The following is an 11,481-nucleotide window of genomic DNA, read 5'->3' as shown; positions in this document are numbered from 1 at the left end:
GATGGCTGTGTTTCGTGCAGTTTATAGGAGATCATCATATGACAAAGATTACAACCAAAAATCCTGTTGTGTGCGCTGTTAATTGGAATAGATTACATGATGAGAAAGATCTTGAAGTATGGAACCGCTTAACTGGGAATTTTTGGTTACCTGAGAAGGTTCCACTTTCCAATGACATTCCCTCATGGTCAAGCTTAACGGATGAAGAACGCAAGCTAACGATTCGTGTTTTTACAGGACTAACGCTTCTTGATACAATTCAAAACACTGTAGGAGCCATTTCGCTTCTGGCTGATGCGATAACAGAGCATGAGGAGGCAGTTTTGACGAATATTGCCTTCATGGAAGCGGTTCATGCACGTTCTTATTCCTCTATTTTTTCAACCCTTTGTTCGACGGTAGAAGTTGATGATGCGTTTAGATGGTCAGAAGAAAATATTCATTTGCAGAAAAAGGCTAGATTAGTACTTGAGCGTTATGAAGCAAATGATCCACTTAAGAAAAAAATTGCTTCGACTTTGCTGGAAAGCTTTTTATTTTATTCTGGTTTTTATTTGCCCATGTATTGGGCCAGTCGCGCTAAGTTAACCAATACAGCAGATCTCATTCGACTGATCATTCGTGATGAAGCGGTCCATGGTTATTATATAGGTTATAAATTCCAATTGGGCTTTGCAAAGCTTGATGAAGCCAAAAGACAAGAAATTAAAAATTTTGCTTTTAACCTGCTCTTTGATCTTTATAACATCGAGTGCAAATATACTGAAGATCTTTATGATGCGCTTGGATTGACAGAAGATGTTAAAATTTTTCTTCATTATAACGCTAACAAGGCTTTAATGAATTTAGGTTTTGAAGCTCTTTTCCCCCCTGAGGTTTGTCGTGTTAATCCCGCTATTTTGGCAGCTTTATCACCAAACTCTGACGAAAATCATGACTTTTTTTCAGGGGCAGGTTCTTCTTATGTCATTGGCAAGGCGGTTGCTACCACGGATGATGATTGGGAATTTTAATGTTTGCATGCAAATAGAAGTGCGCGGGGTATTCCACTGAGGTCTTTGCGCATTTCTAAACATTGGAAGCCATTTGTTTCAAACAAATTGCAAACTTCTTTTTCTTGAGAGTAACCAATTTCAACAGCGATAGTGCCGTTTTCTTTTAAGTAGTTGGCTGCTTCATGGGCGAGCTTTCGATAAAAATCAAGACCATCTTTTCCACCGACAAGAGCGCGCAATGGATCATGTAAGCGCACTTCTTTTGCAAGTTTTTTGATATCTTTTGCGGGGATATAAGGTGGATTGGAAACAATAAAATCAAAGCGATCTGTGACAGAATCAAACCAGTCGCTAAGAAGGGGTGTGAAGCGGTGTGCTACTTCAGCATTTTTTGCATTTTTTGTCGCTGTTTTAAGGGCATCTTCAGAAATATCGACAGCGACTGCATAGGATTGGGGAATTTGTTTAAGAATGGCAATGGCAATGGCGCCACTTCCTGTTCCCATATCAAGGAATGTTGTTCTTCTCGAATTTTCGATCTGTTTTTGGAGAAAAGGGAGAACAAGATCTATCAGCGTTTCTGTATCAGGGCGTGGTTCTAACGTCTCTTGAGATAATGTAAAAGATATACCATAAAATTCTCGTGCTCCTATAATACGGTAAACGGGTTCGCCTGCAATACGCCGTTGTAAAGCCTGTTCTATTTGTATAATATGCTCAGAAGATAGATGCATATCTGGTTTAGAAACTCTTTCAGCAGCATTTATTCCTGTTATCCATTCAATGAGTATTTTCGCATCGAGATTGGCTTCAGAAATTCCTTTCATGCGCAATTTTTCTTGAGTTTGTTGGATGACATTTTTGAAAGAATATTTGTTCAATTATTGTCCATTTCCATCAGGAGTGCTGTTTGGTGATCTGAGATGAGTGCATGAATAAGCTCATCAAGATCTCCCTCTAGAATGCGATCAAGCTTATACAAGGTTAGATTAATACGGTGATCCGTGACACGTCCTTGTGGAAAATTATAGGTACGAATACGTTCTGAGCGATCACCAGAACCAACTTGGCTTTTACGAGAAGCTGAACGTTCACTTTCCGCTTTTTGTCGTTCGATATCGAATAAGCGTGCCCGTAAAATTTGAAGGGCTCGTGCTCGGTTTTGATGTTGTGATTTTTCTGCTTGTACGACCATAATTCCTGTTGGAATATGCGTGATACGAACAGCTGAATCCGTTGTATTAACATGCTGTCCTCCTGCTCCAGATGCACGCATTGTGTCGATACGAATATCTTCAGGACGAATATCAATATCAATATCTTCAGCTTCTGGAAGCACAGCAACGGTAGCAGCAGATGTATGGATACGCCCACCTGTCTCTGTTTCTGGGATACGTTGCACACGATGAACCCCTGATTCATATTTCAATTTAGAAAAGACACCTTTTCCTGAAATGGTAGCAATAATCTCTTTATATCCGCCAACTTCCCCCTCACTAAGTGAAATAACTTCTACTTTCCAATTGTGAGCATGGGCATAACGTTCATACATGCGGAAAAGATCACCGGAAAAAAGTGCTGCTTCTGAGCCACCCGTTCCTGCTCGAATTTCAACAATAGCGTTTTTTTCATCAGCAACATCTTTAGGCAAAAGCAGAATCTGGAGTTCTTTTTCAAATTGCTCTACTTTTTTATATAACGATGGTAGCTCTTCCTGGGCAAGATTACGCATCTCTATATCTGTTTGTTTATCGTTGATAATCGTTTCTAATTCTGTAATCTCTTCGTAAAGAGCATTTAATGCGCGTATAGAGGTAATAACGGGTTGTAGTTCTGCATATTCAGAAGCTAATTTGACATATGTTTCAGCATTTGGATTCGTCGTCATTTGGCTTTCAATTATTTCAAAGCGCTTTTCAAGCTGTCTCATACGATCTTGTGGCAAGGAAACCATGATAATATTGGCCTAATTTTTCATAATACAATTTTTATAATATTTTGTTGCAATGATTGTTTGTTATAATATTGGCAATGAATTACCGTATAGCATCATACAAAGAGGGGTAATAAAGCAATTCTTTTTTTTTGCCAATGAAAACTATTATATTTTAAAGGTAAATTTTTATAAAATTTGATTTGCCTGAGGTATTTTATCTAATGATATATGATTACTTTTTTAAGAGTTTTTTTTTCCGTAAAGTTCAAGGCGGTGATGAATAATATCATAGCCAAGGGATTTTGCAATTTCCTCTTGCAGCTTTTCAATAACATCAGAATGAAACTCGATAACTTGTCCTGTTTCTATATCAATGAGATGATCATGATGTTGCCCATCTGCTTGCTCAAAACGAGATGGACCACCACTAAAGCTATGGCGATGAATTGTTCCATTTCCTTCTAATATTTTCATGGTTCGATAAACAGTTGAGAGTGAAATATTCGAATCTATTTTGTTTGCACGCTGAAAAATTTCAAATGCATTAGGATGATCATTTGTATCAGTCAAAATATCAAGAATAACTCGTCGTTGACGTGTTACTCTTAAACCAGCTGTGCGCAATTCTTGCTCATAATTTCGCTTTTTATTCATTTGCATAGTTTGCTTTTCAAACAAAGGCTCCATGACAGTGTTTGTATTTTTTCTCTGAACCGCAAGGACAACGCTCATTACGTCCAACTTTTCCCCATGTGGTTATATCGTTAGGGTCACGATCTTGTGGATTAACAAATCTATTTTCTTGTGATCGTGCCCATAAGGTGGGAGCATTTTCTTGACTTTGATCATTAAAGACAGAAGAAGCAGCATCAGTTTGCTCAGGCATGGCCGGTTCTGTGGGGTGTTGAATGATTTCAAAGCGCATAAGCTTAGAAGTGACAATTCGGCGCAAATTTTTCAACATACTTTGAAAGAGTTCAAATGATTCTGTCTTATATTCATTGAGCGGATCCCGCTGCGCATAACCACGAAAACCAACAACAGAACGCAAATGGTCTAAACTCACCAGATGTTCACGCCATAACGTGTCAATAGTTTCGAGCAATACTGCTTTGTGAAAATAAGCCATAACTTCTGGAGAATATCGTTCAGTACGCTCATTTTCAAGTTTTGTAACAGCATTTGATACACGCTCTAGAATTTGCTCCTCGGCAATTCCATCTTCGTTTGCCCATTCTTCCACTGGAAGCTCAAGATTAAAGAGTTGTTGAAGCTCTTCTTCGAGAGTTTTTGCATCCCATTTTTCAGAATATGTCCCTGATGGAATATAAGCCTCTACGAGATCCTCTACGACTTCATTACGCATTTCAAGGATCATTTCTGATAAATCATCTGCATTCATGACCTCCATACGCTGTTCAAAAATAACCTTGCGTTGATCATTCATGACATCATCATATTTTAGCAGATTTTTACGAATTTCAAAGTTTCGTGCTTCGACCTTTTTTTGTGCTTTTTCAAGGGCTTTATTAATCCATGGATGGATAATAGCTTCATTTTCTTTCAATCCAAGTTTTTGCAGCATACCATCCATACGGTTAGAGCCAAAGATACGCATAAGATCATCTTGAAGAGAGAGAAAGAATTTCGAGCGACCAGGATCGCCTTGGCGACCAGAACGTCCACGAAGCTGGTTATCAATACGACGGCTTTCATGACGTTCAGTAGCGATAACGTAAAGCCCTCCAGCCGCTAAAGCTTTTTCTTTAAGCTTCTGAACATCTTTTTTTATTTCTTCAATTTTAGCTGTCCGCTCTGGACCTTCCGGGATATCCTGTAACTCTTGTCGGATGCGCATTTCAACATTACCACCAAGCTGTATATCCGTACCGCGTCCTGCCATGTTGGTTGCAATGGTGAGAGCTCTAGGAACTCCTGCTTGCGCAATGATATATGCTTCTTGTTCGTGATAGCGAGCATTTAAGACTCTAAAATCGGTAATGCCTTCTTTTCGCAAACGCTCTGCCAATTGTTCTGACTTTTCAATAGAGGTTGTTCCAACAAGAATAGGCTGTTCTTTTTCATGAGCTTGACGGATATCACGCACAATTGCCCGATATTTCTCTTCTGCTGTTCGATAAATCTCATCATCTTCATCAATACGTTGTATTGGCAAATTTGTAGGGACTTCGACAACGTCAAGACCATAAATATTTCTGAATTCTTCGGCTTCTGTTGTTGCAGTTCCAGTCATGCCAGATAATTTTCTATACATACGGAAGTAATTTTGGAAAGTGATGGAAGCAAGTGTCTGGTTTTCTGGTTGAATAGCAACATGCTCTTTAGCTTCTAACGCTTGATGAAGTCCTTCAGAATAACGCCGCCCAGGCATCATTCGCCCTGTAAATTCGTCAATAATAACGATTTCATCATTGCGAACAATATAATCTTTATCGCGAGCAAACAGTTTATGAGCTTTTAGAGCATTATTGACATGATGAACGATAGCGACATTTTCTATGTCATAAAGACTCTCACCTTTAAGATGTCCAGCTTGTTCGAGCATTTTTTCAATTTTTTCAGTACCAACTTCGGTAAAGGTCGTTGTTTTTTGTTTTTCGTCTATTTCATAGTCTTCTGGAGTTAAGGCAGGAATAAATGTATCAATAAGGTTATAGAAGTCAGTACGATCTTCTAGAGGACCAGAAATAATAAGGGGGGTACGGGCTTCATCAATAAGAATCGAATCAACTTCATCAACAATTGCGTAATGATGTCCACGTTGGACCATTTGACTATGATCGAAGGCCATATTATCACGCAAATAATCAAAACCTAGTTCATTATTTGTGGCATAGGTGATGTCGCATGCATAGGCCTCTCGGCGGGCATCACTATCAAGATCATGAAGAATCACGCCTGTTGTAAGCCCTAGAAAACTAAAAATTTTCCCCATTGTTTCAGCATCACGACTGGCGAGATAATCGTTTACTGTCACAACATGAACGCCTTTACCTTCCAATGCATTGAGATAAATTGGTAGAGTTGCCATTAATGTTTTACCTTCACCAGTACGCATTTCAGCTATGCCGCAGTCGTGAAGGACCATTCCACCAATAAGTTGCACGTCAAAAGGACGCATGTCATAAACACGTTTTGCGGCTTCACGAACAGTCGCGAAAGCTTCTGGTAAGAGCAAATCAACACTCTCACCTTCACTAAGACGTTTACGAAAGGCATCTGTTTTTTGGCAAAGCTGCTCATCACTTAATTTTACGAATTGTTCTTCCAAAGCATTAATTTGTGCAACTTTTTGGCGGAGTGCTTTGAGATGTCGCTCATGAGCTGAACCAAAAAACTTACGGGCAAAAACACCTAAACTGACCATCTCTGGCCCTTTCTTTTAATTGTTGTCACTCTTGTTGGGTAATTCATACGCTCTCCCCATACTCTACATTTTCTTCAAATTATCTGATATCATTAGTGACATCATGAAATGCAGATGGTACCATTATACTTGCTGGTGTGCAATTTTTCACTCTAATTGTAAAGTAGAGATAAGAGGCTAAGCGCTTTATGTCAACTTTAAGTATGCTATTTAACTGATACAATACAAAGTAATTTAAGATACAATATGTCATTTTTCTCTATTATCATGTTTTTCATCTGCATTAGATAGGATTGGAGAAACTGAGATAAAAGGATAATTTTATACTTTTTTTAAATAAAATTACTAATTTATTTCTCTATGTTTAAAGATTAAAGTGTTATGGTAAAGAAAATTGGAATCTTGAACCTGCCTTCATTTTTAAGGAGTATATTTATGAAATTTAACTTTATCACGCTTTTTTTAGCATCAACTTTATTGGCAAGTACAAGTTTAGGGGTGAGTGCTCAAGAAGGTTTGAATTCATCGTCGAGTGATTTAAAGACTTTAGAGAAAGCTTCTGAAAAAGCCGTTTCTCCTTCTCATGTTATGGCGGTTATTGATGGGAAAAATATTACAGCAGGCCAATTGGATGATTTAGCGCTTGAAATAAATCCTAATTTAGCACGTTTTCCTGATGAACAACGCCGTATGATGGTTCTAAAAGCTTATTTAGATATGCAGGCCCTCGCAAAAGCAGCAAGAAGCAAAGGTCTTGATAAGACAGAAGCTTACGATAAACGTATGGCAGTCATGCGTGACAATGTTCTTCAACAGCTTTATTTTAAACAGGCGATTGTTGATAAAATATCGGATACTGATTTGGAAGCTCTTTATAAGCAAGAAGTTGCTGCTTTACCTAAAGAGGATGAGGTTAAAGCGCGTCATATTTTGGTCAAAACGAGAAAAGAAGCAGAAGCTATCATTAAGCATTTAAATAAAGGCGAAAATTTTGAAGAGATTGCAAAGAAAAGTTCAACAGATGGTTCTGCTGCCGTTGGGGGTGATCTTGGTTATTTTAGCCATGGTCAAATGGTCAAGCCTTTTGAAGATGCCGCATTTGGTTTGAAAGTTGGCGAATACACAAAACAACCCGTTGAAAGTCCTTTTGGTTGGCATATTATTAAATTAGAAGATCGTCGTGTAAAACAACCGCCTGCATTTGATGATGTTAAAGAGATGTTGCGGACACAGCTGATAAAAAAGCGCTATCAAGAACTGATTGTTGATTTGCGTAGCAAGATAGATGTGAAATACCCTGATCCTAATGTTACAAAAATCATGGAATCGCTTCATCAAAATGGGACGCTACTTCCCGATGAGACATCTGATGAAGAAGATACGGAATAGCTAGTAAAAATAAGTAGATAGCCTCTTTAATAGATAATTTGCTAGGTTAGTTTTGTTCAAAAAGCCTAGCAGTTTTCTATGAGAGGTTATTGATCTGCAATTATTTCATTTTTTTATAGAAAGCATATTGTGGTTTTGAAAATCTCTCCTTTGTCGCCTCAAAAGATCCAAGAGCTTTCTCCATTATCTGGTGTACGGATAGCAACAGCTGAAGCTGGGATTAAATATAAAGATCGTACAGATCTTCTTTTCATCATATTCGATAAGCCAGTGAGTGTGGCCGGTGTTTTTACCCGTTCAAAATGTCCATCTTCCCCTGTAGAGCATTGTCGTGCATCGCTTCCTCATGGGGTTGCGAGGGGTGTTGTTGTGAATTCTGGAAATGCAAATGCTTTTACAGGAAGCAAAGGAAAGCACACAACCGATGCAATTATTTGTGCAGCAGCGAACGCTTTAAAGGTTAGAGAAGATGAAATTTTTATAGCTTCTACGGGTGTTATTGGTGAGCCAATGGATGCATCGGGTATTGTCAATCTTTTACCAAGTATGACAGAGACAGCAGAAGAGGGAAATTGGTTGGAAGCTGCAAAAGCCATAATGACAACGGACACATTTCCAAAACTTGCGACCCGCACTTTTGACTGTGGGGGAGAGCGTGTTACCATTAATGGAATTGCAAAAGGTGCTGGTATGATTGCACCCGATATGGCGACAATGCTGTCATTTGTGGTTAGTGATGCTACCATTTCTTCGGATGCACTCCAATCCATGTTATCAGAGGCAGTTGAGGGTTCTTTCAATTCAATTACTGTTGATAGCGATACCTCAACTTCAGATACGCTTATGTTGTTTGCGACAGGAAAAGAACATGTTCCATGTCTTACAAGTAAATCTGATCCGCGTTATGGGGTTTTTGTGAAACAATTGAGTGCACTTCTGCATGAACTTGCACTACAAGTTGTTTGTGATGGTGAAGGTGCTCGTCATTTAATTGAGGTTAATGTGGTGGGTGCTACAACAAATAATGCAGCTAAAACTATTGCTTTATCAATTGCAAATTCACCGCTCGTAAAAACGGCTATTGCCGGTGAAGATGCGAATTGGGGGCGGGTCGTTATGGCAGTTGGGAAGGCCGGTGTTGAAGTCGATCGTGATCTATTGACGATTTGGTTTGGTGAGCATCGTGTGGCCGTGAATGGCGTACGAGATCCTGAGTATTGTGAAGAGACAATAGGTACTTATATGCAAGGTAAGCACATCACGATTCGTGTTGATATCGGTTTGGGTAAGAGTACGGCGACGGTTTGGTCTTGCGATTTAACAAAAGAGTACGTTATGATCAATAGCGATTACAGAAGTTAATGGATGCACTTTATATTTAACAGTTTATTATTTTTCAGAGCAAATGGGGTATGTGAGCTCTTTTAGGAGCAGAGGGGATATGATAGAAAAGTCAGTTATCTTTATGTTCCCTATTGGGGAGTGATATGTGTATGAAAAGTTCCATTCTTCTTGTTGTTGCATGTGCACTGTTAGATCAGAATAATCGTGTTTTGCTTACACAGCGTCCTGAAGGAAAATCATTGGCTGGTTTATGGGAGTTCCCTGGTGGCAAGGTTGAGCAAGGTGAAACTCCGGAAGCATCATTGATTCGTGAATTAGAGGAAGAGCTTGGTATTTATGTTCAACCAAATAATTTACACCCTTTAACATTTGCAAGTCATAGCTATAAAACATTTCATCTCTTAATGCCATTGTATCTTTGTGACCATTATGAGGGCGTTGCGCAAGGACGAGAGGGCCAAAATTTAGAATGGGTTTTTATTAATGATCTTGATAAATACCCTATGCCTGATGCTGATAAACCATTGGTTCAGGTATTGAAAAATCATCTTCTTTAATGTGTTATAAGAAGAAAATATAATTCAATATATTGATTTAAAATAATAATTTATATTTTTTATGTTGAATGGGAAAGTCCAGGGTCATAAAAATTTTCTCATTTCAAATCTGTTTTATGTTAAATTAGTCAAAACCATTCTTTTGCACGTTCCAAGCGGGGCGGGTCATGTGGATAAAATTATTTAAGAAAGAAATAAAATACGTGTTGAAAGAATACTCTCCAATAGCCAAGGGTTATCGCAACATTGAGAATTGGCAAAGTGTATAATGATGCCTTTGCACGCTTCATAAGCATAAAAATGGTGGTAGATAATGGATTTATACTTTTCGCGATTATTATTGAGAGATTGTCTTGGATGCACCGAGAGATATTAGGAGTATTTCTTTCATAAGATATCGATAATAGGAAAAATTTCAAAAAATGTTGCTTTTGATTAAGAGGGGCATATCCCTTACGTAATATAGAACGCCATTGTGTTGCATATTTGCGGGGTTGTTTAAAAGAGGCATCTCGCAATATTCCAAAGCCCATTTCGTGCCGGCACTCGTGAATGGTATAATGGTAGAGCTTTATAAGATAAAATCTATTGAGCGCCACTATCTTTACGCTTGTGAAGGAGTAAGCTGGTTCCAATGTTAGTTATGATAGCTCTTGGCATTTGAGAGCATTCAGAAGGGATATTTTTCTTTTCGTAATCATTTTTACTTATACATCAATTTCGCTTGTGATGAACAAGCAAGCGATTTTGATTGATTCAACATAAAAACAGATTTGAAATAAGAGAATTTTACGATATTTAGAATGCTTGATGCAGAGTGAATGATGGATAATTATCCTTATAAATCAATCTATTGCATAATAAAAACATTCAATTAATTTTTTATAGGAGGCATGTATTAAGTTTCTTGAATTGGACGGCGTTTTGCGATAGGATATTGATTTTTTTTAGCGATACGCGTAATTGCTTTTTCCAATGGCTCAATCATAACGTCCATAGAAAAACCATTTGCGTGAATAATATTTGCGTGATCGACCATAATAGCAACATGATCTTTCCAAAAAATTAAATCACCTCGTTGAAGTTTATCAGTATCTGTAAGAAGACTGCCTATAGTTTCTTGCTGCATATCGGTATCACGTAAGACTATTTGATCGGTCATCATCATAGAGAGCTGAATGAGTCCCGAACAATCAATTCCAAAACCGCTGACACCACCCCAAAGATAAGGTGTACGGATAAAGGTTTCTGCAACTGTGACATAATCTTCATATACGCGTCCAATGGGGCTGAGATGGCTCGTAATGATTGCTGTTCCATTTTCAAGAATAGAATACATTGTGTCACGGACTTCAATTTCATCAACAACACTGACTTTGCTTCCCATAGATAATGGGGATACTATTGGTCCACGTAAGTCAGCGTGTAAATATTTAAATGTGCGTGGTACTGAAACCACATGTGTTTGTTTTATGGTTGATGTACAAAGAACTTTTGTATCAATATAACCGACATAACCATCTTTGAGTGATTGTCCCCACGACAATGTTTCCCCTTGTTCAAAAATGAGAAGTTCTTCTCCCAATAAGCATTCTGTTTGTCTTTCACTTTTTTTACTATTTTCTTTAAAAAGTCCAGCGACCGCTGTATTAACACGTCTTTTTTCACCTTGAACAAAGCGTTGAGCTGTAATTTCTGTTTCAAGACGTTGATCTGCTAGATCATCTCTGAATGCATGAAGTCTTGGGTCTTTAGAGATCATCTTTTTGCTTTCCATTTTGTTACTCCTTACCTTTAAACAAACTCATGAAAACTGTATTGGTAAGGTTTTTATCCTCAAACAAAACTAAGAACACAGTGTAAGACCAATTA

Annotated in this window: 9 protein-coding genes; 4 read left to right on the top strand and 5 right to left on the bottom strand. The window is 38.1% G+C overall.

The window, feature by feature from the left end; translation table 11 throughout:
- Positions 1–38: 38 nt before the first annotated feature.
- Positions 39–1,013 carry a class 1b ribonucleoside-diphosphate reductase subunit beta gene (gene nrdF, locus ACFIL8_RS00710; protein ID WP_375611833.1) on the top strand — a complete coding sequence of 325 codons (975 nt, stop codon included), beginning with the start codon at positions 39–41 and terminating at the stop codon, positions 1,011–1,013.
- Here the strand turns inward: nrdF and prmC are convergent.
- From prmC to secA, 4 genes are all read right to left on the bottom strand, one after another.
- Entirely contained in the window at positions 1,010–1,876 is an 867-nt protein-coding gene (gene prmC, locus ACFIL8_RS00705) for a peptide chain release factor N(5)-glutamine methyltransferase (RefSeq protein WP_375613295.1), read from the bottom strand. The genes nrdF and prmC overlap by 4 nt on opposite strands.
- Positions 1,873–2,949: a peptide chain release factor 1 gene (prfA, locus tag ACFIL8_RS00700; protein WP_375613296.1), complete on the bottom strand. Its 1,077-nt coding sequence runs from the start codon at positions 2,947–2,949 to the stop codon at positions 1,873–1,875. The genes prmC and prfA overlap by 4 nt, the downstream gene beginning before the upstream one ends.
- 222 nt (positions 2,950–3,171) lie before the next feature.
- Positions 3,172–3,663, bottom strand: coding sequence for a Fur family transcriptional regulator (locus ACFIL8_RS00695; protein WP_375611830.1), 492 nt, complete (start codon positions 3,661–3,663; stop codon positions 3,172–3,174).
- A complete protein-coding gene (secA, locus tag ACFIL8_RS00690; RefSeq protein ID WP_375613297.1) occupies positions 3,602–6,319 on the bottom strand; it encodes a preprotein translocase subunit SecA in 2,718 nt (905 codons plus the stop codon). The genes ACFIL8_RS00695 and secA overlap by 62 nt, the downstream gene beginning before the upstream one ends.
- Before the next feature lie 435 nt (positions 6,320–6,754).
- Between secA and ACFIL8_RS00685 the strand changes: the two genes are divergently transcribed.
- From ACFIL8_RS00685 to mutT, 3 genes are all read left to right on the top strand, one after another.
- Positions 6,755–7,708 carry a peptidylprolyl isomerase gene (locus ACFIL8_RS00685; RefSeq protein WP_375611828.1) on the top strand — a complete coding sequence of 318 codons (954 nt, stop codon included), beginning with the start codon at positions 6,755–6,757 and terminating at the stop codon, positions 7,706–7,708.
- Between the two features lie 129 nt (positions 7,709–7,837).
- Positions 7,838–9,070 (top strand): bifunctional glutamate N-acetyltransferase/amino-acid acetyltransferase ArgJ, encoded by a 1,233-nt coding sequence (argJ, locus tag ACFIL8_RS00680; protein ID WP_375638357.1) that lies wholly within the window; start codon positions 7,838–7,840, stop codon positions 9,068–9,070.
- 125 nt (positions 9,071–9,195) lie between these two features.
- Positions 9,196–9,609, top strand: coding sequence for an 8-oxo-dGTP diphosphatase MutT (gene mutT / locus ACFIL8_RS00675; protein ID WP_375627652.1), 414 nt, complete (start codon positions 9,196–9,198; stop codon positions 9,607–9,609).
- 898 nt (positions 9,610–10,507) lie between these two features.
- On the opposite strand, the gene ACFIL8_RS00670 is transcribed toward mutT, so the two are convergent.
- The gene (locus tag ACFIL8_RS00670) at positions 10,508–11,371 is read right to left on the bottom strand and encodes an NlpC/P60 family protein (protein ID WP_375611871.1); all 864 of its coding nucleotides are present in this window, start codon (positions 11,369–11,371) and stop codon (positions 10,508–10,510) included.
- Positions 11,372–11,481: the final 110 nt, after the last annotated feature.

Source organism: Bartonella sp. AP57NXGY, assembly GCF_042195805.1.
GTDB lineage: Bacteria > Pseudomonadota > Alphaproteobacteria > Rhizobiales > Rhizobiaceae > Bartonella.
This window is presented reverse-complemented; position numbering and strand designations above follow the sequence as displayed.

What these genes read in the sequence shown, in the direction of transcription:
- nrdF (WP_375611833.1), top strand. Translation starts at nt 39, where the DNA reads ATGACAAAGATTACAACCAAAAATCCTGTTGTGTGCGCTGTTAATTGG.
- prfA (WP_375613296.1), bottom strand. Translation starts at nt 2,949, where the DNA reads ATGGTTTCCTTGCCACAAGATCGTATGAGACAGCTTGAAAAGCGCTTT.
- ACFIL8_RS00695 (WP_375611830.1), bottom strand. Translation starts at nt 3,663, where the DNA reads ATGAGCGTTGTCCTTGCGGTTCAGAGAAAAAATACAAACACTGTCATG.
- secA (WP_375613297.1), bottom strand. Translation starts at nt 6,319, where the DNA reads ATGGTCAGTTTAGGTGTTTTTGCCCGTAAGTTTTTTGGTTCAGCTCAT.
- ACFIL8_RS00685 (WP_375611828.1), top strand. Translation starts at nt 6,755, where the DNA reads ATGAAATTTAACTTTATCACGCTTTTTTTAGCATCAACTTTATTGGCA.
- mutT (WP_375627652.1), top strand. Translation starts at nt 9,196, where the DNA reads ATGTGTATGAAAAGTTCCATTCTTCTTGTTGTTGCATGTGCACTGTTA.
- ACFIL8_RS00670 (WP_375611871.1), bottom strand. Translation starts at nt 11,371, where the DNA reads ATGATCTCTAAAGACCCAAGACTTCATGCATTCAGAGATGATCTAGCA.